This window comes from Citrobacter sp. Cpo126 (genome assembly GCF_030332445.1).
GTDB lineage: Bacteria > Pseudomonadota > Gammaproteobacteria > Enterobacterales > Enterobacteriaceae > Citrobacter > Citrobacter portucalensis.
The window spans coordinates 77,935-102,408 of the sequence record NZ_JAOWHT010000022.1; the positions used below are offsets into that span (position 1 = coordinate 77,935).

General features: G+C 53.0%; 19 protein-coding genes. 9 read left to right on the forward strand and 10 right to left on the reverse strand.

Annotation, left to right across the window (positions count from 1 at the left end; translation table 11 throughout):
• Nucleotides 1-6: 6 nt before the first annotated feature.
• The 4 genes from hslV to priA all read right to left on the reverse strand — a co-directional run bounded on the left by hslV (nt 7) and on the right by priA (nt 5,077).
• Complete coding sequence (hslV, locus tag OGY17_RS02795; protein ID WP_003028805.1) at nt 7-537, reverse strand: ATP-dependent protease subunit HslV; 531 nt, start codon at nt 535-537, stop codon at nt 7-9.
• A gap of 91 nt (nt 538-628) precedes the next feature.
• The gene (gene ftsN / locus OGY17_RS02800; protein WP_286606365.1) at nt 629-1,603 is read right to left on the reverse strand and encodes a cell division protein FtsN; all 975 of its coding nucleotides are present in this window, start codon (nt 1,601-1,603) and stop codon (nt 629-631) included.
• Nucleotides 1,604-1,696: 93 nt separating this feature from the next.
• Nucleotides 1,697-2,722 carry a DNA-binding transcriptional regulator CytR gene (cytR, locus tag OGY17_RS02805; RefSeq protein ID WP_003825179.1) on the reverse strand — a complete coding sequence of 342 codons (1,026 nt, stop codon included), beginning with the start codon at nt 2,720-2,722 and terminating at the stop codon, nt 1,697-1,699.
• A gap of 156 nt (nt 2,723-2,878) precedes the next feature.
• Entirely contained in the window at nt 2,879-5,077 is a 2,199-nt protein-coding gene (gene priA / locus OGY17_RS02810) for a primosomal protein N' (protein ID WP_048215183.1), read from the reverse strand.
• A gap of 257 nt (nt 5,078-5,334) precedes the next feature.
• On the opposite strand from priA, the gene rpmE reads away from it, so the two are divergent.
• The 3 genes from rpmE to OGY17_RS02825 all read left to right on the forward strand — a co-directional run bounded on the left by rpmE (nt 5,335) and on the right by OGY17_RS02825 (nt 8,069).
• Complete coding sequence (rpmE, locus tag OGY17_RS02815; protein ID WP_008787040.1) at nt 5,335-5,547, forward strand: 50S ribosomal protein L31; 213 nt, start codon at nt 5,335-5,337, stop codon at nt 5,545-5,547.
• 338 nt (nt 5,548-5,885) lie between these two features.
• On the forward strand, nt 5,886-6,566 hold the full coding sequence (locus OGY17_RS02820) for an oligogalacturonate-specific porin KdgM family protein (protein ID WP_003825173.1): 681 nt from the start codon (nt 5,886-5,888) through the stop codon (nt 6,564-6,566).
• Between the two features lie 78 nt (nt 6,567-6,644).
• Complete coding sequence (locus OGY17_RS02825; RefSeq protein ID WP_032945626.1) at nt 6,645-8,069, forward strand: MFS transporter; 1,425 nt, start codon at nt 6,645-6,647, stop codon at nt 8,067-8,069.
• Nucleotides 8,070-8,127: 58 nt separating this feature from the next.
• On the opposite strand, the gene metJ is transcribed toward OGY17_RS02825, so the two are convergent.
• Complete coding sequence (metJ, locus tag OGY17_RS02830; RefSeq protein ID WP_003825168.1) at nt 8,128-8,445, reverse strand: met regulon transcriptional regulator MetJ; 318 nt, start codon at nt 8,443-8,445, stop codon at nt 8,128-8,130.
• Between the two features lie 265 nt (nt 8,446-8,710).
• Between metJ and metB the strand changes: the two genes are divergently transcribed.
• Together metB and OGY17_RS02840 are read left to right on the forward strand one after the other, a co-directional pair.
• Nucleotides 8,711-9,871 (forward strand): cystathionine gamma-synthase, encoded by a 1,161-nt coding sequence (gene metB / locus OGY17_RS02835; protein WP_003028818.1) that lies wholly within the window; start codon nt 8,711-8,713, stop codon nt 9,869-9,871.
• A 2-nt stretch (nt 9,872-9,873) separates the two neighbouring features.
• A complete protein-coding gene (locus OGY17_RS02840; RefSeq protein ID WP_032945630.1) occupies nt 9,874-12,306 on the forward strand; it encodes a bifunctional aspartate kinase/homoserine dehydrogenase II in 2,433 nt (810 codons plus the stop codon).
• 44 nt (nt 12,307-12,350) lie between these two features.
• Here OGY17_RS02840 and OGY17_RS02845 read toward each other — a convergent pair whose 3' ends face one another.
• Nucleotides 12,351-13,517: a cytoplasmic protein gene (locus OGY17_RS02845; RefSeq protein WP_234103654.1), complete on the reverse strand. Its 1,167-nt coding sequence runs from the start codon at nt 13,515-13,517 to the stop codon at nt 12,351-12,353.
• Nucleotides 13,518-13,650: 133 nt separating this feature from the next.
• Between OGY17_RS02845 and OGY17_RS02850 the strand changes: the two genes are divergently transcribed.
• Entirely contained in the window at nt 13,651-15,207 is a 1,557-nt protein-coding gene (locus OGY17_RS02850; protein ID WP_204558731.1) for a bifunctional metallophosphatase/5'-nucleotidase, read from the forward strand.
• Nucleotides 15,208-15,245: 38 nt separating this feature from the next.
• Here OGY17_RS02850 and OGY17_RS02855 read toward each other — a convergent pair whose 3' ends face one another.
• Nucleotides 15,246-15,623 carry a carboxymuconolactone decarboxylase family protein gene (locus OGY17_RS02855; protein ID WP_048227742.1) on the reverse strand — a complete coding sequence of 126 codons (378 nt, stop codon included), beginning with the start codon at nt 15,621-15,623 and terminating at the stop codon, nt 15,246-15,248.
• Nucleotides 15,624-15,712: 89 nt separating this feature from the next.
• On the opposite strand from OGY17_RS02855, the gene OGY17_RS02860 reads away from it, so the two are divergent.
• The 3 genes from OGY17_RS02860 (at nt 15,713) to katG (ending at nt 20,014) form a co-directional block, all read left to right on the forward strand.
• Nucleotides 15,713-16,621 (forward strand): LysR family transcriptional regulator, encoded by a 909-nt coding sequence (locus OGY17_RS02860; RefSeq protein WP_079935059.1) that lies wholly within the window; start codon nt 15,713-15,715, stop codon nt 16,619-16,621.
• 157 nt (nt 16,622-16,778) lie between these two features.
• Nucleotides 16,779-17,666: a methylenetetrahydrofolate reductase gene (metF, locus tag OGY17_RS02865; protein WP_008787045.1), complete on the forward strand. Its 888-nt coding sequence runs from the start codon at nt 16,779-16,781 to the stop codon at nt 17,664-17,666.
• Between the two features lie 167 nt (nt 17,667-17,833).
• Nucleotides 17,834-20,014, forward strand: a complete 2,181-nt coding sequence (gene katG / locus OGY17_RS02870) for a catalase/peroxidase HPI (protein ID WP_032945632.1) — start codon at nt 17,834-17,836, stop codon at nt 20,012-20,014.
• A gap of 86 nt (nt 20,015-20,100) precedes the next feature.
• On the opposite strand, the gene gldA is transcribed toward katG, so the two are convergent.
• From gldA to ptsP, 3 genes are read right to left on the reverse strand one after another with little or no spacing between them, the layout of a single operon-like run.
• Nucleotides 20,101-21,204 carry a bifunctional L-1,2-propanediol dehydrogenase/glycerol dehydrogenase gene (gldA, locus tag OGY17_RS02875; protein WP_153753916.1) on the reverse strand — a complete coding sequence of 368 codons (1,104 nt, stop codon included), beginning with the start codon at nt 21,202-21,204 and terminating at the stop codon, nt 20,101-20,103.
• Nucleotides 21,205-21,216: 12 nt separating this feature from the next.
• Nucleotides 21,217-21,879, reverse strand: coding sequence for a fructose-6-phosphate aldolase (gene fsa, locus OGY17_RS02880; RefSeq protein ID WP_003825157.1), 663 nt, complete (start codon nt 21,877-21,879; stop codon nt 21,217-21,219).
• 15 nt (nt 21,880-21,894) lie between these two features.
• Nucleotides 21,895-24,396 (reverse strand): phosphoenolpyruvate--protein phosphotransferase, encoded by a 2,502-nt coding sequence (gene ptsP, locus OGY17_RS02885; RefSeq protein WP_286606381.1) that lies wholly within the window; start codon nt 24,394-24,396, stop codon nt 21,895-21,897.
• Nucleotides 24,397-24,474: the final 78 nt, after the last annotated feature.

Below are 24,474 nucleotides of genomic sequence, written 5' to 3' on the forward strand. Positions count from 1 at the left end.
GGATCCTTACGCTTTGGAGTTCAATTCTTCGATGGTATGGAAGTGGTTGGTATAAATGCAGATATCCCCTGCAATATCCAACGCTTTCTCAGCAATCTCGCGTGCGCCAAGCTCGGTATTTTCAAGCAGAGCGCGTGCAGCAGCCTGGGCGTAGGGACCGCCGGAGCCGATAGCAATCAGATCGTTTTCTGGCTGGATGACGTCGCCGTTACCGGTGATGATGAGCGATGCAGTTTCATCTGCGACGGCCAGCAGCGCTTCGAGTTTGCGCAGCATACGGTCGGTACGCCAGTCTTTTGCCAGTTCAACGGCAGCTTTCACCAGGTGACCCTGGTGCATTTCCAGCTTGCGTTCAAACAGTTCAAACAGCGTGAATGCATCCGCAGTACCGCCCGCAAAGCCCGCGATGACTTTATCGTTGTACAGACGGCGGACTTTCTTCACGTTGCCTTTCATTACGGTGTTACCCAGTGTGGCCTGACCATCACCGGCGATTACCACATGGCCGTTACGGCGTACGCTTACTATTGTTGTCACGAGCAGACCCCTTGGTTACAAATGCAATGTACAGGCCCCGCACAGTGTACGGGGCGTAATGCAAGTATAGATGGGGGGGATTTTAGGGGTTTCAACCCCCAGTAGAGAGTCGAATGCAGTTTGTGTGACCAGCAACCTTCAGGCGGCTGATGGTGTTGTCGGCATTCTCTTTGCCTTTGACCGGACCAATGACCACACGATTCCAGCCGTTATTGGTGGTAATACGGGAGTTAAAGCCTTCAAAGGCCAGCTGCGCACGCACAGTTTCTGCCTGCTCAGCGCCTTTAAATGATCCGCACTGAACCATCCAGCGGCGTTCATCTTTTTTCTCAGCAGTCTGTTTTGGCGGCTGTGTTTCATTCGTTATTGGCGCGGCCGGTTGCGTTTTCGGCTGAGCGGCGGTGGTATGCGCAGGCGTTTGCAGCAGATCCTGATACGGCTGTTGCGCCGCCGGTTTTGGCTGCGTTTTCGGCTGCTGTACCGGCGCGGCTTGTGCTGTACGCGTTTGCTGCTGCTGATACGGCTGTTCTGTTGCCCGTGGACGCGGCTGCTGAGCCTGCTGCTGTGCGTTATTCCACTGCTGCTGTTGCACCTGACGCTGACGCTGCAGCGTTTGCTGGCGCTGTTCAGGCGTTTGCTCGTTCCACGGTACTTCGTTGAGCTGTGTCGGCTGTTGACGCATATCAGCCTGCATTTGCGCCAATAGCTGGCGCTGCTCATTGGTTAGCTGGTCGGCATTCAGCACCTCGCCGCCCGCAGACGGTTCGGTAGGCGTACGTACGCCAGGCTGACGACTTTCCAGCTCTTTGATGTATCGCCAGCGCTCTTCCGGTTTTGGCGGAATGCCATTACCGGTGACTTTCTGGTTTTGCAGCGTTTCGGACTCTTCTTTCTTGTGATGCGTAATGAAGTACAGACCACCGATAAAGGTCACGAGTACGGCTGCAGCAATAGCAACCATTGCGGGCGATACCGCAGGCGTATTGCGTTGTTTTTTCCGTGATGTGCTCTTCTTGCGCCGCGAAGGTGCCGGTTGGCCGCGACGTACATAATCTCGTTGTGCCACTATCGTTTCGCTGTATTTATTCGTTCGTCAGCCCGCCATGTTACTTAAGCGGCGGGCCTTTGACCAGACAGGGGAGTCCGAAAGCACTTTACTTTACGTCAGTGCCCGGGTAGTACCCCGAATAATAAGCTCGCAGTCCAGTAAACGTGAGCCACTGCTGACGCTCTGCCCTTGTAATTGATCGAGCAGTAACAGCATAGCTTCACGTCCGATATCGAAACGCGGCTGTGCGACGGTTGTCAGGGGTGGATCACAAAATTCCGTGAGCGAAATGTTATCAAAGCCAATAATGGATAAATCATCAGGGACTTTCAGACCCTGGCGTTTGGCGTAAGAGAGTGCGCCCAGCGCCATGACGTCGCTGTGACAAAAGACAGCGGTAGGCGGCTGCGGTAGTTCAAGGAGCTGCTTCAACGCATTGGCTCCCGCTTCATAGGTAAAGTCACCGCGCGCGATGAAATGCGGATCGACCGTAATTCCGCTGCGGCGTAATGCCTGAACGTAGCCTTGCAGACGGTAATGGCACAGCGGCATATCTTCGGGGCCGGCGATACAACCAATGCGTTTATGCCCCAGTTCCAGCAGATAATTCATCGCGTTAAAGGCGGCGGTGAGGTTATCAATGTGCACGGTAGGGAGTTCCAGCTCTGGCGCGAACTCGTTCGACATGACCATCGGCGGTAAATTGCGCTGTTCTTCCACGCTGGCATCAAACGGCAGGCGCGAGCTGAGCAGTACCATGCCATCGATCTGCTTGGTGATAATGAGGTTAAGAAACGTCTTTTCCTGCTGATTCTGGTGCGCGCAGTCGCCAATAAGCACCAGGTATCCCTGTTCTGCGGCAGTCACTTCGATGCCACGAATCACTTCGCTAAAAAACGGATCGCAGATATCCGGCACAATCACCAGAATGGTACGTGACTCATTACGCTTAACGTTACGTCCCATTGATTGGGGTAGATATCCCACTTCCAGCGCTGCCTGCTCAACCTTGTTACGGGTTGACTGTGAGACTTTGTCCGGGTTCATTAATGCGCGGGATACGGTTGCCGTTGAGACTTTCGCCTTCAGAGCAACATCTTTCATCGTAGCGGCGGCAACCTGCTTATTCGGTTTCACTCTTTCTCCTCGCCAGAGAGCTGCTGGCACAGACTCGTCCCTGGATAACCTTCATCTGAAACATTTTTATCAGATAGTGAATGGAAGCGGTTACAGAATTTTCATAAAAAGTGTGATGGATCTTTAATTTTACGATCCGCCTCGCATCGTGAGGGGTTATCCCTCGATGGGATCGACATCCAGCACCCATTTAACCTTGCGTGCATCGGGTAGCGTATTGATCAGTGCCAGCGTGCCGCTGACGATATGTTGCAGACGAATTCGTGATGGATGTTGCAACAATATTTGCCAACGATAACGACCACCGCGTTTGGGCGCCAGTGCGGGAACCGGGCCGAGCACCCAGAGTTTGTCATCAGCCAACGGGCTGGCTTGAATGAGATTCCGTAGTTGCTGCAAGAACATTGGTGCATGCTGGTTGTTATGATCTTCTGCCCGCACGATCACATGGCTGGTCCACGGTGGAAGCTGGAGCGTTTGTCGCTCGGCCAGCGCCTGTTCGGCAAACGCGTCATAGCCTTTATACAGCAAGGTTTGCAGCAGCGGATGTTCAGGATGGTGCGTTTGCAGCACCACTTCGCCTTGCTTCCCGGCGCGTCCGGCACGGCCAGAGACCTGCGTATAGAGCTGGGCGAAGCGTTCTGCTGACCGGAAATCTGCGGAGAATAGCGCGCCATCAACGTCCAGCAGCGCCACCAGAGTGACGTCCGGGAAGTGGTGGCCTTTGGCCAGCATTTGCGTGCCTATAAGAATTCGTGCGCCGCCGCGATGCACTTCCGCCAGATGCTGCTCCAGCGACCCTTTACGGCTGGTGGTGTCGCGATCGATACGTGAAATTGGCACACCGGGGAAAAAAGGTGCCAGAGCCTGCTCAAGCTGTTCGGTGCCGAGTCCTACCGGAACCATATGCGTCGAACCGCAGGAGGGGCACTGACGCGGTATTGGGCGCTGGCTGTCGCAGTGGTGGCAACGCAGGTGGTGCTGCGCCTGATGTAGCGTGTAGTAATGATCGCAACGCGGACATTCGGCAATCCAACCACAGTCGTGGCACAGCAGCGCAGGCGCAAAACCACGACGGTTCAAAAACAGGATCACCTGGTTATCCGCCTGCAGGTGCTGACGCATACGGGCGATCAGCGCAGGGGCGAGTCCGGCCTGCACCTGCTGACCTTTGAGATCCAGCACGTGCTGAGTGGCTGGGCGCGCATTTCCGGCGCGGCGCGTCAGGCGCAGCATGCGGTATTTGTTCTGCCGCACGTTACACAGCGTTTCCAGTGCCGGAGTGGCTGAGCCGAGAATAATCGGGATCTGCTCACTATGGGCGCGGTAAACCGCGAGGTCGCGCGCATGATAGCGCCAGCCTTCCTGCTGTTTATAAGAGCTGTCGTGTTCTTCGTCGATGACAATCACGCCGAGATTTTTAAACGGCGTAAACAGCGAAGAACGCGTGCCGATAACAATCGCCGCCTCGCCATTTTTTGCTTTCAGCCAGGCTGAAAGACGTTCACTGTCGTTTAAACCGGAGTGCAGGACTTCGACCGGCGCATTAAAACGTTCGCGAAAACGGGCAATAGTTTGCGGCGTCAGGCCAATCTCCGGCACCATCACCAGAGCCTGCTTGCCCTGGGCAAGGACGTTTTCCAGAACGCTAAGATAGACCTCTGTTTTGCCAGATCCCGTTACGCCCGCTAATAGCCAGGCGCTAAAACTGTCTGAGGCGCTGTGAATCGCCCCGACGGCGGTGGCCTGCTCGGTGTTCAGCCGCAGACGCTCACCAGAAACCGCGTAGTGCGTACGCCAGTCGCTAAAGCCTGGTGTTTCGCTCGCCAGATCGCACAGCCCTTTTTTCCGCAGTGCCTGTAATGCGGCATCATTAAATTCCAGTTCAGCCACCTGGTCGCGCCAGATTTTCCCCTGGCGTAGCGCAGCCAGTGCCTGTTGCTGCTTGGGAGAACGCTTCAGGCTGTTGAGGTCAATAACCTGGCCTTCTTCAGTAGCAAACCAGTACCACATGGGCGCGTTTGTCGCCGGGCGTCCCTGGCGCAGTAAAATTGGCAGAGCGTGAAACAGTACGTCACCGATGGGATGATGATAATAATCAGCCGCCCACAACAGCAGACGCCAGACGGAGGTCGAGTAGACCGGTTCGCTGTCCAGCACTTCGAGAACGGCTTTCAATTCGCTCCGCGGCAGTTCACTGTGCTCGCTGACGGAAAGGACGATACCCACGCGCTCCTGCTGCTTGCCAAAGGGCACGCGTACACGACACCCGGCTTTGGCACTCAAGCCTTCCGGCAGGAGGTAGTCAAAGGTGCGAGGTAGCGGAACAGGTAAGGCAACGTGCGCAACGGGCATTGAATCATCCTGACTTGAAATCTGGCGGGTTAGTATACACATTAGTGGAGGGTAGAATGCGGATCAGTTTGCATGAGCAGGTTAATTTCTGTATGATTCGCCGCCTTTGATGCAAATTGATTGCGTCAAACAATGACCATTACCCGAGAGTTTCAGGCTGTTGATGCAGCGTGAAAGGTGACGGGGAATAATTAACATCGCGTGGTGTCTGGCGTTAGGGCTGGAAGAGCGACGCGGCCTTAAACCGAGGTTTTCCCATGAAAAAAGATATTCACCCGAAATACGAAGAAATTACTGCAAACTGCTCTTGCGGTAACGTCATGAAAATCCGCTCTACCGTCGGTCACGATCTGAACCTGGACGTGTGCGGTCAGTGCCACCCGTTCTATACTGGCAAGCAGCGTGATGTTGCTACCGGTGGCCGTGTTGATCGCTTCAACAAGCGTTTCAGCATCCCAGGCAGCAAGTAAGTTTCAGCTGTCAGAAAAAAGCGCCTTATGGCGCTTTTTTTGTTTCTGCGCTTCAGAACTGAAATATATATTGATGTATTGAATAATCTATTTTATTCAATAAATAAAACGGTGTTTTATTTTTTCGATAAAATATTGCAACTGGTGATCTGCGTCCTTTTTATCTTCTGTCTTTTGCCACTTTTACCAGCTCCTGGCAAAATACCAAAGGTTTCTGCTTTCTTTCTAAAATACACTTTCGTGGAAATATAAAATTAATCTAAAAGCCTTTTTGTTTTCCCATTTTATGGACAAACGAGATGGATTATTTCCGTTGTTGAGTGTGAAGAGGGATTGTCATGAAATTTAAATCTGCGTTATTACTGATTCCATTATTCTCTGCGGCCGCACAGGCGGGTTATGTTGATTACCGACATGAATATTATGACGATGGACGTAATTACGATCGTGTGTATATGTCTCACCGTTTTGCCACGGGTTTTGGTGTGGCAGTAGAAGCCATTTCTCGTTCCGAAAACACGCAGTCAAATGATGCGTGGAATAATATGGAAAGTAACGGCAACGAGTATACCGCAAGCTATCAGTTCACCTGGCAGGGTCTTGTCTGGCAGCCCGGCATTGCAATCGAAACGGGCGATAATATCGCGATTTATAAGCCTTATATCCGCGTACAGTACAACATCAACGACAACTGGTGGACCGCGTTCCGCTATCGTCAGGAATACATGCGCAGAAACACTGACGGCAAAGATGACCGCATGGTCTATCGTCCGGAAGCCTGGCTTGGTTATAACGTCAATGACTGGATGTTTGAGCTAAATGGTATTTATAAAATTGCCGATAGCGAAGATTTATATAACAACCGGAAAGATGATTATGAATATAACTTCCGCGTGGCGTACAAATTAGGCTCCTGGGTTCCATTTGTTGAGGTTGGCAACGTTTCCTCGGGTTATAACACAACAACGACAGACGATCGTCAGACCCGTTATCGTGTCGGTCTTGGTTATAACTTTTAATCGGTAATAGTTTTCGTATCGGCTGATTACGTCGATAAGCATAGTTTGTGTGAATAATATGTCTAAGGAGTTGACATCATGTCTAATGATGGAACTATTATCGGAAATAATGAAACCACTGCCGTCAGGCCTTTCGGAATTAGAGATAAAATTGGTTATTTATGTGGTGACCTCGGAACCTGTTTTATTCTTGGCTTAGTTAATAGTTTTTTAATGATTTATTATACTAACGTCCTCGGTATTTCCGGCGTTATTGTTGGCTCACTCTATTTTGTGACCAAACTCTTTGATGCGTTCGTTGATGTTGGTGTAGGGCGCTTATGCGATACCTCTAAACTGACGGTACATGGACGTTTCAACCCGTGGGTGCGTCGCATGAAGTATCCATTTTGCATCATTGCGGTTGTCCTGTTCCTGCCGTTTGTGAATGATTTTTCTTATACGGCGAAAATCATCTACATCTGCTGCTCCTATTTCATTTACGGTTCGCTGTTATCTACCGTGAGTATTCCGTACGGTGCTATGTCTGCGGCGATTAGCTCGAATCCTGAAGATCGTGTATCGCTTTCAACCTGGCGTAGCGTTGGGTCAGCAATTGGCGGTGGGGCAACTGGCTTTTTCATTCCAATCCTGATGTACACCACCCTGGTGGATGGAAGCCAGGTGATTTCCGGGCAACACTTCTTCTGGATTTCCATTGGTTGCGCAGTGCTGGGCTTGATCTTTTTATCCTTGACCTGTCATTTAACGACGGAGCGCGTGCGCGTGGAGAGAAAAGAGAGCATGCCCGTTTCGGTGTTGCTGAAGGGACTGGCACGCAATAAGGCGCTGATTGTTTTAGTGGTTGTGGATTTGCTGATTGTAATTAATCAGGGGTTGTCCGGTACCAACATGACTTACCTGTTTAATGACTATTTCCACAATAAAGAGGCGATGTCAGTCGCGTTGCTGTTTACCTTTGGTTCCCTGGTTTTGCTGGCGCCATCGGCATCCTGGCTCACGAAGCGGTTTGGTAAAAAAGAAGCCAGCGTAGGCGCGTTGCTTTTTGCCGTGGTCATGTATGTGATTATGTACTTTGTCCACATTACGGATGCAAAGGTCTATCTGGTTTTCTTGTTCCTGGCGACGCTGGGTGCAGGGTTATTCAACCTGATGATTTGGGCGTTTATGACTGATGTTTGTGACTACCATCAGTATGTCACTGGCGATCGCGAGGATGGCACGGTTTATGGTGTGAACTTCTTTGCGCGCAAGGTTGGTCAGGCATGCGCAGGGGCGATTGGTGGCTTTATGTTGGCTATCATTGGCTATCAATCATCGTCAACAGGTGGTGCAGTGCAAACCAGCATTGTGCAGGAAAATATTTATACGATGGCGAATCTCTTGCCGGCGCTATGCCTGTTTTTGGCGGCGGTCATTCTGATTTATTTCTATCCATTGAACCGTACGGAAACGCTCAAAATGGAAGAAACATTGAATAAACTCAATGGTATTAGTAAGTAACACTGTGAGAAAAGGCGGGAGCATTCCCGCCTCTACACGCCCATTGCTGTTCTAACTATCAGTATTCCCACGTTTCCGGGTTGATACCCAGTTCACGCATGATTACCTTTGCTTCTTCCGGGATTTCATCACTGCGTTCTTTACGCAGGTCGTCATCGTTGGGTAAGGGTTGCCCAGTAAAAGCATGCAGAAACGCTTCACACAGCAGTTCGCTGTTGGTGGCGTGGCGCAGGTTGTTCACCTGACGACGCGTGCGTTCATCGGTAAGGATTTTTAACACCTTCAGAGGAATGGAAACCGTAATTTTTTTGACTTGCTCACTCTTCTTACCGTGCTCAGCGTATGGGCTGATATATTCGCCGCTCCATTCAGCCATGAGATACCTAATCCTCTTCGTCATTAATATTGAGGCCAGAACCTGAGCCCGGACCATAATTGCGCGTAGTTTATCGTAGTGGCGTGGCCCTGACACGAAGTAAGCCGACGCAGATGTACGCTAATGCATATAATTTTAACGGCTATTTCCAGTTTGCTCAATCTATACGCAAAGAAGTTTAGATGTCCAGATGTATTGACGGCTATCGTAACTATGATTACTCTGGTGTCTGACTTTTCACCGACTCAGCCAGGATCTCCTCAATATGACGCGTAAACAGGCCACCATCGCAGTGCGTAGCGGGTTAAATGACGACGAACAGTACGGTTGCGTTGTCCCGCCGATTCACCTCTCCAGCACCTATAACTTTACCGGATTTAATGAACCTCGCGCCCATGACTATTCGCGTCGCGGCAACCCAACGCGCGATGTTGTTCAGCGTGCGCTGGCGGAACTGGAAGGCGGTGCAGGTGCTGTGCTGACCAATACTGGCATGTCGGCGATTCATTTGGTGACCACGGTCTTCCTCAAGCCTGGCGATCTGCTGGTCGCACCGCATGACTGCTACGGCGGGAGCTACCGACTGTTTGACAGTCTGGCAAAGCGTGGCTGTTACCGGGTCCTGTTTGTCGATCAAGGAGATGAGCAGGCATTACAGGCCGCATTGGCAGAAAAACCGAAACTGGTGCTGGTAGAAAGCCCAAGCAACCCGCTGCTGCGCGTGGTGGATATTGCGAAAATCTGTCAGCTGGCGCGTGAAGCTGGCGCGGTCAGCGTGGTCGACAACACTTTTTTAAGCCCGGCACTGCAAAATCCACTGGCATTGGGCGCCGATCTGGTGTTGCATTCATGCACGAAATATTTAAACGGTCACTCAGACGTGGTGGCTGGTGTTGTGATAGCGAAAGATCCGGAAACGGTCACTGAACTGGCATGGTGGGCGAATAATATTGGTGTGACCGGCGGCGCGTTTGATAGTTATCTGCTGTTGCGCGGCCTGCGTACTCTGTCTCCTCGAATGGAGGTGGCGCAACGTAATGCTCAGGCGATAGTCGATTATCTGCAAACTCAGCCGCTGGTGAAAAAATTGTATCACCCGTCATTGCCGGATAATCAGGGCCATGAGATTGCCGCGCGTCAGCAAAAAGGCTTTGGCGCGATGTTAAGTTTTGAACTGGATGGTGATGAGCAAACGCTGCGCCGCTTCCTTGGCGGGTTGTCATTGTTTACGCTGGCGGAATCGTTAGGGGGTGTTGAAAGTCTGATCTCCCACGCCGCAACCATGACACACGCGGGCATGGCGCCAGAAGCGCGTGCTGCTGCCGGAATTTCCGAAACGCTGCTGCGTATCTCCACCGGTATTGAAGATGGCGAAGATTTAATTGCCGACCTGGAAAATGGCTTCCGGGCTGCAAACAAGGGGTAAACATGAGTGTGATTGCGCAGGCAGGGGCGAAGGGTCGTCAACTGCACAAATTTGGTGGTAGTAGTCTGGCTGATGTGAAATGTTATCTGCGTGTCGCAGGCATTATGGCGGAGTACTCGCAGCCTGATGACATGATGGTTGTTTCAGCCGCAGGCAGTACCACTAACCAGTTGATTAGCTGGCTGAAATTAAGCCAGACCGATCGCCTTTCTGCGCATCAGGTTCAACAGGCGTTACGTCGCTATCAGAGCGAGCTTATCAGCGGTTTGTTACCGCCTGATATAGCGGATGGACTAATTGGTGCGTTTATTCACGATCTGGAGCGTCTGGCTGGATTACTCGACAGTGGCGTGAACGATGCCGTCTATGCTGAGGTTGTTGGGCATGGTGAGGTATGGTCCGCGCGTTTGATGTCTGCGGTCCTTAACCAACAGGGGCTGGAGTCAGCCTGGCTGGATGCGCGCGATTTTTTACGTGCTGAACGCGGTGCCCAGCCGCAGGTAGATGAAGGTCTTTCTTACCCGCTGCTACAGCAACTGCTGGCGCAGCATCCGGGTAAACGGCTGGTGGTTACCGGCTTTATTAGCCGCAGCAATTGCGGTGAAACGGTCCTGCTGGGGCGTAACGGCTCCGACTACTCGGCGACGCAGGTTGGCGCGCTGGCGGGCGTTTCTCGCGTAACTATCTGGAGCGATGTCGCCGGGGTTTACAGCGCGGATCCGCGTAAAGTAAAAGACGCCTGTTTGCTGCCGCTGCTGCGTCTGGATGAAGCCAGCGAGCTGGCGCGTCTGGCGGCACCGGTTCTCCATGCCCGTACCTTACAGCCGGTTTCCGGTAGCGATATCGATCTCCAACTGCGTTGTAGCTATACGCCGGAGCAGGGTTCAACGCGCATTGAACGCGTACTGGCCTCCGGTACCGGGGCGCGTATTGTGACCAGTCATGATGACGTCTGCCTGATTGAGTTTTTGGTTCCGACTGGCCAGGACTTTAAGCTGGCTTATAAAGAGATTGATCAGGTTTTAAAACGTACCCAGGTGCGTCCGCTGGCAGTGGGTGTGCATCCTGACCGCCAACTGCTGCAATTTTGCTATACCTCCGAAGTCGCTGATGGCGCACTGAAAATTCTGGATGAAGCTGGTCTGCCAGGCGAGCTGCGTTTGCGCCAGGGGCTGGCGCTGGTGGCGATGGTCGGGGCGGGCGTCACCCGTAATCCGCTGCACTGCCACCGTTTTTGGCAACAGTTGAAAGGTCAGCCGGTTGAATTCACCTGGCAATCGGAAGAGGGTATCAGCCTGGTCGCGGTACTGCGTACTGGGCCAACAGAGAGCCTGATTCAGGGTCTGCATCAGTCAATTTTCCGCGCGGAAAAACGCATTGGTCTGGTGCTTTTCGGCAAAGGCAACATCGGCTCACGATGGCTGGAGCTGTTCGCTCGCGAGCAGAGCACGCTCTCGGCGCGCACCGGATTAGAGTTTGTGCTGGCGGGTGTGGTTGATAGCCGTCGTAGTCTGCTGAATTACGAAGGGCTGGATGCCAGCCGCGCGTTAGCTTTCTTTGATGACGAGGCAGTAGAGCAGGATGAAGAGTCTCTATTCCTGTGGATGCGTGCTCACCCGTATGATGATTTAGTGGTGCTGGACGTTACTGCCAGCGAGCAACTTGCGGATCAGTATCTGGATTTTGCCAGCCATGGTTTCCACGTTATCAGCGCCAACAAACTGGCGGGGGCGAGCAGCAGTCATAATTATCGCCAAATTCATGACGCTTTTGAAAAAACCGGTCGCCACTGGCTGTATAACGCCACCGTGGGAGCAGGTTTGCCGATCAATCATACCGTGCGCGATCTGATTGATAGCGGAGATACCATTCTGTCGATCAGCGGGATCTTCTCCGGTACGTTGTCGTGGTTGTTCCTGCAATTTGATGGCACGGTCCCGTTCACCGATCTGGTGGATCAGGCGTGGCAACAGGGGCTGACTGAACCCGATCCGCGCGTAGATCTTTCCGGCAAAGATGTGATGCGTAAGCTGGTGATTCTGGCGCGTGAAGCAGGTTACGACATCGAACCGGACCAGGTTCGCGTGGAATCGCTGGTGCCTGCGCATTGTGAAGAAGGCTCTATTGACCATTTCTTTGAGAATGGTGATGAGCTGAACGAGCAGATGGTGCAGCGTCTGGAAGCGGCGCGTGAAATGGGGCTGGTGCTACGCTATGTGGCGCGTTTTGATGCTAACGGTAAAGCGCGCGTTGGTGTTGAAGCGGTTCGTCCTGAACACCCGCTGGCGGCGCTGCTGCCGTGCGATAACGTATTCGCCATTGAAAGCCGCTGGTATCGCGATAACCCGCTGGTGATCCGTGGACCGGGCGCAGGTCGTGACGTCACCGCCGGCGCTATTCAGTCAGACATCAACCGTTTGGCGCAGCTGCTGTAGTTTGCGTTGCCTGATGACGCTTACGCTTATCCGGCCTACATATTTCATGAATCGTAGGCCCGGTAAGCGGCAGCGCCACCGGGCAAATCGTGCTGGGTGATCAGGGCGTTGTATTGATCTACCAGCGTCCTTATCGTCTGAAATACCGAATGGGCGGAGTAGCGGGGGCTTTGCTGAAATTCCGTCTGTTGCCGCAACCAGGCGAGAAAATGATGGCTTGCCGCCAGAGTTTTTGACGCGCCTTCTTCAACACGCCCCTGCGTTAACAAACACACCATTTTACGCGTATCGCCTCGTTGCCAGATTTGCCACTCATTTTGCCACCATCCCTGATAGGTTTTACCCAGCAATTGCCAGGGCTGCGTGCGCTTATCGTTATTCATTTCTTCATCAATAAACCACAGCGAGGCGCGATGATGGCGAAACTGTTCCGACCATGCGGTAATCGCTGCGCCGCGCAGGAAGCATTCGTGGGCAATAATATGGTTTTTTACCTCTGGCCACAGATGGCTCAGCAGGCGGAAATGCCCATGGGCAGTAATGACCGGGCGTAAAATCGCGCCGCTGGCGTTCCGTTTGAGTATGGCGCTGCCGTACTGAATTTCGTCAAACTGGCTGCGGCGTAAAAACTGTGTTTCCCGCTGGCTGACTCGCTCAACGATATCGTCATGAATGACTGTTGGCTCAGCGCTGCTGCGCCAGCGGTAAAGCAATGATGCGCCGGCAGTGTGCGGCGTGTAGTTGCTGGAAATATGCAGGACATTGCCGCGAATAGCGTCAAAAGAGAGTAATACATAGAGTTGCTGGCCTGCACTCACGCCCTGAAAAGGGACGGTCAGGGGGACTGTCGCTATTTGTTCTGGCGGAAGGGGGGAAGTGGGCTGCGGGTGCTTTGGTGTCCAGACCTTTTTGCAGCTCCGGCACTGAACGCGTTGGCTGCCCTGGGGATTATGTCCATAGCGGATGGTTTCCTGCTGATAACAACGTGGGCAAAAATGACCGCTTTGGGCTGCAAAATCCGTTAAATATGCCGACAACCAGCTACGGAACTGTTCCTCATTAAACAGCGGGGGATAGCTGCCGCATGCCCGACAATGCAGTGCGGCATAACCCAGCCGATATTCTGGCCAGCTGTAATCTGCTGAGCTCGCCAGCCCCAGATTTTGGCAGCCATAGGACTTGCAGCAATTGATGGTGAACAGTGAGGTCATCGTATTACCAACGATTTTTAATAGTCGTTGATTTTGGCCCGCAACTATCACCGATGGATGTGAGTCTTCTCACATAAAAAAACCTTTCAGAACGTAACGTAGCGATTCTTTATATAACTGAAAGGGATTGATTATGAAGTTAAAAATGCTTGCTGTCGGTGTTCTGGTATCTTTGCCGCTCTGGGCGAGTGCCAAAGACGTTACGATTATCTATACCAACGATCTCCATGCCCATGTCGAACCTTATAAAGTCCCATGGATTGCTAATGGCTCACGTGACATTGGCGGTTGGGCTAATATCACGACGATGGTGAAGCAGGAGAAAGCGAAAAATAGCGCCACCTGGTTTTTTGATGCCGGTGATTATTTTACCGGGCCGTATATCAGCAGCCTGACCAAGGGTAAGGCGATTATCGATATCATGAACACCATGAATTTTGATGCTGTCACCATGGGTAATCATGAGTTCGACCACGGCTGGGATAACACGCTGCTCCAGTTAAGCCAGGCGAATTTCCCCATTGTGCAGGGCAACATCTTTTATCAGAACAGCAGCAAAATGTTCTGGGATAAGCCTTACACCATTATTGAAAAAGACGGTGTGAAGATTGGCGTGATTGGTCTGCACGGTGTGTTTGCTTTTGATGATACGGTTTCCGCTGCGACGCGCATTGGCATTGAGGCGCGGGATGAAGTGAAGTGGTTGCAACGCTATATCGATGAGCTTAAAGGCAAAGTTGATCTCACCGTGGCACTCATCCACGAAGGCACGCCAGCACGTCAGTCCAGTCTGGGGGGCACCGATGTGCGCCGTGCGCTGGATAAAGATATCCAGACTGCAGGTCAGGTGCATGGCCTGGATATCCTGATCACCGGTCATGCGCATGTGGGCACGCCGGAGCCGATTAAAGTCGGTAACACCCTGATTCTGTCTACCGACAGCGGCGGTATTGATGTGGGTAAACTGGTGCTGGATTACCAGCAAAAACCGCATCAATTTACCGTTAAGAACTTCGAACTGAAGACCATTTTTGCTGATGAGTGGCAGCCAGACCCGCAAACGAAACAGGTCATTGATGGCTGGAATAAAAAGCTCGATAAAGTGGTACAACAAACGGTAGCCAACTCTCCGGTTGAGCTGACGCGTGCTTACGGTGAATCTTCTTCCCTGGGAAATCTGGCGGCAGATGCATTGCTGGCTGCGGCGGGCAAAGATACCCAGTTAGCACTCACTAACTCGGGCGGCATCCGGAATGAAATCCCGGCAGGTGCTATCACGATGGGTGCCGTCATTAGCACCTTCCCGTTCCCGAACGAGCTGGCAACCATGGATCTCACCGGGAAGCAGTTACGTAGCCTGATGGAGCACGGCGCGGGTTTAAGCAACGGCGTATTGCAGGTGTCCAAAGGACTGGAGATGAAGTATGACAGCAGCAAACCGGTTGGCCAGCGGGTCACCGTATTGACGCTTAACGGTAAGCCAATTGAGGACGCTGTGGTTTATCACATTGCCACCAATAGCTTCCTGGCAGATGGCGGTGATGGTTTTACGGCATTCACCGAAGGTAAAGCGCGTAACACATCCGGTGGTTACTATGTCTCTAATGCTGTCGTTGAATATTTCAAAGCGGGAAATACGCTGACGGATGAGCAACTCAAAGGCATGCGTGTGGAAGATGTGAAACCGTAGTGAGGTCAGGCCAGCAGATATTCCGCTGGCCTGTTGTTTTAGCCTTTGTGGGAGGCAAACACCTCTTTTGCGGCGAACAAGCCGTTGAGTGCCGCGGGGAAGCCAGCATATACGGCCATCTGCATAATCACTTCAATGATCTCATCCTGCGTTAAACCCACGTGTAATGCCGCGCCAATATGCACTTTCAACTGCGGTGCGGCGTTACCCAGCGCAGTTAATGCCGCGACGGTAGCGATTTCTCTACTGCGTAAATCCAGCCCCGGCCTTGAATAGATGTCGCCAAAAGGAAATTCAATCAGGTATTGGGCGAAGTCTGGCGCAATATCCTGCAGACTTTCGACGACCGCATCGCCCCCTTTACCATCCACTTTTTGCAACATCTCCTGACCGGTAATAAAGCGTTCTGAAGGCATCATTCCTTCCTCTTTCGTGTGGTTTGTAGTGTGAGGATAGGGCGTGCGGAATGATTGGGATAATACCGTTTCCGTGATACCTTTTCGGTATGACAACATCGTCTTTGCACTCTCTGGACATTCGCCTGCTGCGTTACTTTTCCGTAGTAGCGGAAGAGAACAATATGAGCCGGGCGGCGCAGCGCTTGTTTATGTCGCAGCCGCCGCTGAGTCGCCACATTCGCCAGCTTGAAGAACGCCTGGGAGTGACGCTTTTTGTCCGCCATACCCGTGGTTTGACGCTGACGGAAGATGGTCTGCGTGTACTTGAAATCGTACGCCCGCTATTGGCGCTACAGGATAAAACCTGGGCGGCGCTGGGTCAGTTAGCGAAAACGGGGGAGCAATCTCTGCGCTTAGGGCTAAGTACGGCGTTTGAGCAGGGTGTCTTTACGGCGCTTGAGTCCCGGCTTAATATGCGCGTACAGAAGCTACATATTGTCCGGCATGGTTCGCCTGAGCTGGTGCGGCAGGTTCGTCGGGGAAAACTGGATGCCGCTCTGGTGGCACTACCGCTTGAAACTTCGGGGCTTAGCGTCACGCCGCTTGGCTGGCAAGAATCGATGATTGCCGCCTTACCCGCGCAGTGGGCAGAAGCGACGCTGTCGTCACTCTCATTAACCGCGCTGAGCCACCGACCGCTGTTCTGGTTCAAACGCGAACGTAACCCTGCCTTCTTTGATTACACCCGACACATTTTTCGTCGTGCGGGTTACTCGCCTGCCTGTATTGAAGAGCCGCTGGAACATGACGTGCTGCTGGCGCGGATCGCGCAGGGTGACGGCCTGAGCCTGATTCCGGCCTCCTTTTCCGCGATCCAACGTCAGGGCGTGATATTCCTTCCTCTTACCGATACCGAATTGCGTATTAGCATGGGGTTGCTGATGCTGCCTGAGAACGTAACAAAATTAGCGTGGCTGCAGACGGTCGTGACGCAATCCCTCATCATTTCAGGCTGATGTGAATTTTTTTCACGTTGGCTGAGTATTCCTCACCTTTAACGATGATTTTTGTGTTGACGCCAGCATGCTTTTCCGTCATTTTTACATCTAGACGTCTAAACGTATAGCAGTTCACAACACAACATATAACGACAAAAGATTGATGAGGTAAGGTATGAGCTTTTTTCACGCCAACCAGCGGGAAGCGCTGAATCAGAGTCTGGCCGAAGTACAGGGGCAGATTAACGTTTCTTTCGAATTTTTCCCGCCGCGCACCAGTGAAATGGAGCAAACCCTGTGGAACTCTATCGATCGCCTGAGCAGCCTGAAGCCGAAGTTTGTTTCAGTCACCTACGGTGCAAACTCTGGTGAGCGCGACCGCACGCACAGCATTATTAAAGGCATTAAGGATCGCACTGGCCTTGAAGCGGCTCCGCACCTGACCTGTATTGATGCAACCCGCGATGAGCTGCGCACCATTGCTCAGGACTACTGGAATAACGGTATTCGTCATATTGTTGCTCTGCGCGGTGACTTGCCGCCGGGAAGCGGTAAACCGGATATGTATGCCTCTGACCTGGTGACTCTGCTGAAAGACGTTGCGGACTTTGATATCTCCGTTGCGGCTTACCCGGAAGTACACCCAGAAGCGAAGAGCGCTCAGGCCGATTTGCTGAACCTGAAGCGTAAGGTTGATGCCGGTGCAAACCGCGCCATTACTCAGTTCTTCTTCGATGTAGAAAGCTATCTGCGCTTTCGCGATCGCTGTGTGTCTGCGGGAATCGATGTGGAAATTATTCCGGGTATCCTGCCAGTCTCTAACTTTAAGCAGGCGAAAAAATTTGCCGATATGACCAATGTTCGTATCCCTTCCTGGATGTCGACCATGTTTGATGGTCTTGATGATGATGCGGAAACCCGCAAGCTGGTAGGTGCAAACATCGCTATGGACATGGTGAAAATCCTCAGTCGCGAAGGGGTGAAAGATTTTCACTTCTATACCCTTAACCGTGCCGAGATGAGCTACGCAATTTGTCACACGCTGGGAGTAAGACCAGCATAATTAGTGCCTCAGCCCTCTTCGGAGGGTTTTTTATTGATCATTTTGATCTACATCTCTGTAACTTTAAATATAAAAGGAATGAGCTATCGAATCTGTGGGTTTTTTCGACTATATCTTATCTCTGGTGGTGTATATCGTAGTCAGAACACTGTAAAGGGAGCATATAGATGAGCATGTCCGACGATAGCCAGAACGCATCAACTGCCGGTAAGTGTCCTTTTCATCAGGGCGGGCCGGATCACAGCGCGGGAGCAGGAACGAACAACCGCGACTGGTGGCCCAATCAACTCCGTGTAGATCTTTTAAACCAACATTCCAACCGTTCTAACCCGCTGGGTGAGGACTTCGACTACCGCAAAGAATTTAGCAAACTTGACTACTCTGCCCTGAAAGGGGATCTCAGAGCCCTTCTGTCCGAATCTCAACCGTGGTGGCCCGCTGACTGGGGAACCTATGCCGGATTATTTATCCGCATGGCATGGCACGGTGCAGGGACCTATCGCTCCATCGATGGACGCGGTGGCGCGGGTCGCGGACAGCAGCGTTTTGCACCACTGAACTCCTGGCCGGACAACGTCAGCCTGGATAAAGCGCGTCGTCTGCTGTGGCCAATCAAGCAGAAATATGGCCAGAAAATTTCCTGGGCCGACCTGTTTATCCTTGCGGGTAACGTGGCGCTGGAAAACTCAGGCTTCCGTACCTTCGGCTTTGGTGCCGGTCGTGAAGACGTCTGGGAACCGGATCTCGACGTAAACTGGGGTGATGAAAAAGCCTGGCTGACCCACCGTCATCCGGAAGAACTGGCAAAAGCGCCGCTGGGCGCAACCGAAATGGGCCTTATCTATGTGAACCCGGAAGGGCCGGACCATAGCGGCGAACCGCTCTCTGCGGCCGCGGCTATTCGCGCGACCTTCGGTAACATGGGTATGAACGACGAAGAAACCGTAGCGCTGATTGGCGGCGGTCATACGTTGGGTAAAACCCATGGTGCAGCACCGGCTTCGCACGTAGGCGCCGATCCAGAATCCGCACCAATTGAAGCGCAGGGCCTGGGCTGGGCCAGCAGCTACGGCAGCGGCGCGGGTGCAGACGCAATTACTTCCGGTCTGGAAGTGGTCTGGACGCAGACGCCGACCCAATGGAGCAACTATTTCTTCGAGAACCTGTTCAAATATGAATGGGTACAAACCCGCAGTCCGGCAGGCGCGATTCAATTTGAAGCGGTTGATGCGCCAGAAATTATCCCCGATCCGTTCGATCCGTCGAAAAAACGTAAGCCAACAATGTTGGTTACCGACCTGACGCTGCGTTTCGATCCGGAGTTCGAGAAGATTTCCCGCCGTTTCCTGAACGATCCGCAGGCCTTCAACGAAGCGTTTGCCCGCGCATGGTTTAAGCTGACGCACCGTGATATGGGGCCAAAAGCGCGTTACATCGGACCGGAAGTGCCAAAAGAAGATCTGATTTGGCAAGACCCGCTGCCGCATGCGTTCTTTAACCCAAGCGAAGAAGATATCCTGAAACTGAAGGCGACCATTGCTGCTTCCGGGTTGTCCGTGGGCGAGCTGGTGTCAGTGGCGTGGGCTTCTGCATCAACGTTCCGCGGTGGGGATAAACGTGGCGGCGCTAACGGTGCGCGTCTGGCGCTGGACCCACAGCGTGGCTGGGATGTGAATGCTACCGCGGCACGCGTACTGCCTGTGCTGGAAGGCATTTATAAGTCAGCCCATACCGCTTCGTTAGCCGATATTATCGTGCTGGCCGGTGTTGTTGGTATAGAGCAGGCGGCTAGCGCTGCGGGTGTCAGCATTAAAGTACCTTTTGCGCCGGGCCGCGTGGATGCGCGTCAGGACCAAACGGATATTGAGATGTTTGAACTGCTTGAGCCGATCGCCGATGGCTTCCGTAACTACCGCTCCCGTCCTGACGTATCGACCACCGAGTCGCTGCTGATTGATAAAGCTCAGCAGCTGACGCTGACCGCACCGGAAATGACCGTGCTGGTGGGCGGTATGCGCGTACTGGGCACCAACTTCGACGGCAGCCAGCATGGCGTCTTTACCGATCGTCCTGGCGTGCTCAGCACTGACTTCTTCGTCAATCTGCTGGATATGCGCCATGAGTGGAAGGCGGTTGATGAGTCAAAAGAGCTGTTCGAAGGTCGTGACCGTCTGAGCGGTGAAGTAAAATACACGGCAACCCGCGCCGATCTGGTGTTCGGTTCTAACTCCGTACTGCGCGCAGTGGCTGAAGTTTATGCCTGCAGCGATGCTCACGAGAAGTTCGTGAGAGATTTCGTTGCCGCATGGGTGAAAGTGATGAACCTGGATCGTTTCGATCTGCTGTAACAGATAATGCCGTATGTCGCTTGTGCGTATCCGGCATAGTATGAATAAAAAAATCCCCGCGATTGCGGGGATTTTTTATTGGCAGGTTATTCCCACTCTTGCAGGTAACGTTGACCATACTGGTCAGCCACCAGCAGGGCGGCATACACCTGGTCCGGAGTTGCGCCGCCAGGCATGTTGTGGATGGTTTCGCCTTCTGCACAGGCTGCTTCAGCCACAATGCGCATTTTCGCCGGGATATCCTGTTTGATGTCCAGTTGCGCCAGGGTAATCGGCAGGCCAACGGAATGACACAGCGCGGCAACGGTTTCAATTTCATCAACTGGCGCGTTTTCCAGCACCAACTGCGTCAGCGTACCGAAAGCCACTTTCTCGCCGTGGTAGTAGTGATGCGCATCCGGGATTGCGGTCAGACCGTTATGAATGGCGTGAGCCGCTGCCAGGCCACCGCTTTCAAAACCGACGCCACTCAGATAGGTGTTGGCTTCAATAACGCGCTCCAGTGCTGGTGTAACCACGTGCTGCTCGGCTGCCAGCATCGCTTTTTCACCTTCTTCGATTAGCGTATTAAAGCACAGCTCTGCCAGCGCCAGCGCCGCCTGAGTACACTGACCGCCCGCCATGGTGGTTGCGCCGCTGCGTGAACAAGCACGTGCTTCGAACCAGGTTGCCAGCGCATCGCCAATACCCGCAGCTAACAGACGCGCCGGTGCGCCCGCGACAATTTTGGTATCCACAATGACCCTGTCCGGGTTGTTGGGCAGCAGCAGATAGCGATCGAATTCACCGGCATCGGTGTAAATGACGGACAGCGCGCTGCACGGCGCATCGGTAGAGGCGATGGTTGGGGCAATGGCGACAGGCACGCCCATAAAGTGCGCCAGCGCTTTGGCGGTATCCAGCGTTTTACCGCCGCCAATACCAAGTACTGCGCCACACTGCGCTTTTTCCGCTACGCCGCGCAGACGGTCGATTTCGTTTTGTGAACATTCGCCGCCAAACGGTGCAATTTCCAGCGCCAGTCCGGCATCCTGAAAGCTTTTTTCCAGTGCGTCCTGGGCAAAGCCTAAGACAAACTTGTCCCCAACGACCAGCCAGCGTTCTGCCAGTGGTTTGAGGTAGCTGCCAAGACGGGTAATAACATCGGCACCCTGGATGTACTTACCAGGTGATTGAATAATGCGATCCATACTTTATTTCCCTCACAGGTTGATGTGACCAAATGCGTTGTTCCAGTCCTGCTCAAACTTCTCTATTGCTGACTCTACCGCAGGGGTATTGAGCATTTGTTGCGCTACGTCTAATGGCAGGGTGATAGCTTCACATCCTGCCAGTAAGCAATCCAGCGCCTGACGCGGGGTTTTAAAGCTGGCTGCCAGTACCATGCTGTTTGGCGCATGCAGCTCCAGTAACGTTTGCAGTTCCTGTACTGTGCGAATCCCGTCGCCGCCCTGTGCGTCGATACGGTTAACGTAAGGCGCGATATATTTAGCTCCTGCCAGCGCAGCCAGTAGCCCCTGAGATGCACTGTATACGGCGGTTCCCAGCGTGGTGATACCCTCTTTTTTCAGCATCTTAATCGCGGCCAGACCTTCGGATGTCACCGGGATTTTCACTACCAGACCAGGCACCGCGTTGCTCAGGCGTTTGGCTTCTTCCACCATGCCCTGTGCGTCTCGGCTCATGGTTTGGGCAAACAAAATACCCTCTTCGCCGATGGCGTTTTGCAGGCGTGGCAGTACATCCCAGATAGATTCTTTGCTTGCCGCCACAATGCTTGGGTTGGTGGTAACACCCGCGATAGGGAAGATGCGTGCCAGACGTTCAACTTCCGCGACGTTGGCGGTATCAAGGTAAAGTTCCATACAAAAACATCCTCTTTAAAGTTCAAGTTCATGTTGCAACAGGCTGGCGATAGCGTCGGCTGAGGCGGCACTAACCAGCGCGTTACGGAATTCTTCATGCATAATGCGGCGCGCCAGACGCGAGAAAATACGCATATGCTGATCGCCTGCGGCATGTTTGTTGAGCGTCAGCATAATAATGAACTGTGCATCATCATCACCCCAACGTACCGGCGCTTGCAGGCGCGCTACGCTGATGGTGGACTGCTCAATATGTTCGGATTTGCTGTGTGGAATGGCGAAGCTAAAACCTAATCCGGTAGAGAAGACGGCTTCGCGTGCCCACAGGTCTGCTTCCAGTTTACGTGGATAGCGACAACGGCCTGCCAGCAGGAGGTTGTCGGTCATCCCTTTGATGACCTCTTCTTTACTGCGCCAGTCGCTGTCCAGTGTGATGCATTCGGCGGTAACCAGAGGCGTATCCTGTTGGGTCATGCGGAACTGGGCCAGCAGATGTTCGACCTCCAGCGAGGTTCGACAAGCCATCGCTTGATTCAGCAATTGACGGCAGGCACGGCTGTCGAGTTGCGCCATCCGCGCTTTGGCGGCGGGAATGGAGGGAGCGCTCATACTGATCTCGTCCAGACCCAGTCCCACCAGCAATGGCAGCACCGAACCTTTGGCACCCAGTTCGCCGCACAGGCCAATCCATTTCCCCTGCCGATATACTGCCTGCACGGCGTAATCCAGCGCGCGCAGGAAAGCCGGATTCAGGCTGTTGTAGTGGCGGGTAACTTTGGCGTTGTCGCGGTCGACCGCCAGCAGGTATTGCGTCAGGTCATTGCTACCAATACTAAAGAAATCAATCTCTTCACAGCATTGGTCAATGATGAACATCACAGACGGAACCTCCAGCATAATACCGAGCTGGATCTTCTCATCAAACGGAATGTGTTCACTTCGCAGTTGCTGCTTGGCTTCTGCCAGTTTCTCTTTGACCCACAGGATCTCTTCCATCGAGGAGATCATTGGGATCATGATTTTCAGGCTACCGTGCGCTGAGGCGCGCAGGATCGATCGCAGTTGCGTAGTAAACAACGTGGCATATTCTTCATAAATACGCACCGCGCGATAACCGAGAAATGGGTTGGTCTCAGCAGGAATATTCAGATAATCAACGGGTTTATCACCGCCGATATCCATGGTGCGTACAATAATGCTGCGTCCCTTTGCGGGTTCCAGCGCCTGGCAGAAAATGTTGTATAGTTCGTTCTCATCCGGGGCGCAGGTACGGTCCATATACAGCATTTCTGTACGGAACAGGCCAACCGCTTCCGCACCGTTACTAAAAGCTGCTTGTGCTTCCACGGAGTGGGCGATGTTGGCGGCGACTTCCATACGGATGCCATCAGCCGTGCGTGCCTCCTGGGTCAGCCAGATACGTTGCTGTTCCCGAATGGCATCCTGGATACGGGCTTCTTGCTGATAATAACGTACGATGGATTCATCAGGGGCAACGACGACTGCTCCTGCGTTACCATCGATATAAACCGTTTGCTGTAGCCATGGCATCAAAGATTCAATATCTACGCCAACCAGCGTAGGGATGTTGAATGACCGGGCGAGAATCACCGTGTGTGACGTAGTACCACCGCTTTTTAACAGCAAGCCTTTCAGCAATGTTTTGTCCAGTTCGAGGAACTGGCTCGGTGTTAGCTCATCCGCCATGCAAACCGTAGGCTGGGTCAGTTTTCCCGGTGCAGGGAAGCGCTGTTCCCCATAAATTTGCTGCAGAAGCTGGAAGCAAACATCGCGTACATCCAGTGCACGCTCCTGTAAATAACTGCTGCTTGAACGGGCGAATTCATCACAAAAATGTCCGGCACTTTCGACAACCGCCTGGGCGCAGCTTAACCCGCGTGATACGCCGGCGAGCAGGTGCTGGCGCAGTGAGAGGTCGCTTGCCAGCGAGCGGTGTGCTTCCAGAATCGCACTGGTAGCGCCGTCGCTGTCGAGTAATCGAAACTCAATATTTTTCATCAACAGCGTTAAACCGTTATCCAGTGCCGCTTGCTCGGTTTCAATATCTTGAGCGGATGGAAGGTTACTGAGCGCGTTAAGATCCAGCGAAGAAAGCAGACTCAGAACGCCCCCTGCGCTGCCGCTGCAGACGGTGCGAGCGCGGAAAAGCTGTGGATTTAAATGGGTGAGCGATGCCGGAAGTGGCTCCAGCTCGTTGTTTTTGGCTTCCGCTAGCGGTGCATCGCAGTGCGGAAATTCATTTCGTAACCATTGGCTCAGATGCTGGTGGGCTGCCTGTTCATCTGTACCGGAAATCAGCAACTGGCAGCTATCACCCGCCAGAGTATCGGTGCCAATCAACGATAGTGCGCTCTTAGCGTTGCCCTTACGTTCGGTACGCAGGTTGTGCCACTCAATGTGTGAGGTAAAGGTGTTGCACTGCGTTTCTATGTGGCTTGCCGGGCGTGCATGTACGCCATTGGGTAGCTCACAGGTAAATTCCACAATCAGGGCCATAGCCTCATCTCCCATAACGATTTCTCGCTACAGGATAAAAGGGCAACGCCTGAGCCTGCCATGTGACAAATCTGCCAA

Coding starts and splice junctions, on each gene's coding strand:
- priA (WP_048215183.1), bottom strand. CDS start 5,077: ATGCCCGTTGCGCACGTTGCCTTACCTGTTCCGCTACCTCGCACCTTT.
- rpmE (WP_008787040.1), top strand. CDS start 5,335: ATGAAAAAAGATATTCACCCGAAATACGAAGAAATTACTGCAAACTGC.
- OGY17_RS02820 (WP_003825173.1), top strand. CDS start 5,886: ATGAAATTTAAATCTGCGTTATTACTGATTCCATTATTCTCTGCGGCC.
- OGY17_RS02825 (WP_032945626.1), top strand. CDS start 6,645: ATGTCTAATGATGGAACTATTATCGGAAATAATGAAACCACTGCCGTC.
- metJ (WP_003825168.1), bottom strand. CDS start 8,445: ATGGCTGAATGGAGCGGCGAATATATCAGCCCATACGCTGAGCACGGT.
- metB (WP_003028818.1), top strand. CDS start 8,711: ATGACGCGTAAACAGGCCACCATCGCAGTGCGTAGCGGGTTAAATGAC.
- OGY17_RS02840 (WP_032945630.1), top strand. CDS start 9,874: ATGAGTGTGATTGCGCAGGCAGGGGCGAAGGGTCGTCAACTGCACAAA.
- OGY17_RS02845 (WP_234103654.1), bottom strand. CDS start 13,517: ATGACCTCACTGTTCACCATCAATTGCTGCAAGTCCTATGGCTGCCAA.
- OGY17_RS02850 (WP_204558731.1), top strand. CDS start 13,651: ATGAAGTTAAAAATGCTTGCTGTCGGTGTTCTGGTATCTTTGCCGCTC.
- OGY17_RS02855 (WP_048227742.1), bottom strand. CDS start 15,623: ATGCCTTCAGAACGCTTTATTACCGGTCAGGAGATGTTGCAAAAAGTG.
- OGY17_RS02860 (WP_079935059.1), top strand. CDS start 15,713: ATGACAACATCGTCTTTGCACTCTCTGGACATTCGCCTGCTGCGTTAC.
- metF (WP_008787045.1), top strand. CDS start 16,779: ATGAGCTTTTTTCACGCCAACCAGCGGGAAGCGCTGAATCAGAGTCTG.
- katG (WP_032945632.1), top strand. CDS start 17,834: ATGAGCATGTCCGACGATAGCCAGAACGCATCAACTGCCGGTAAGTGT.
- gldA (WP_153753916.1), bottom strand. CDS start 21,204: ATGGATCGCATTATTCAATCACCTGGTAAGTACATCCAGGGTGCCGAT.
- fsa (WP_003825157.1), bottom strand. CDS start 21,879: ATGGAACTTTACCTTGATACCGCCAACGTCGCGGAAGTTGAACGTCTG.
- ptsP (WP_286606381.1), bottom strand. CDS start 24,396: ATGGCCCTGATTGTGGAATTTACCTGTGAGCTACCCAATGGCGTACAT.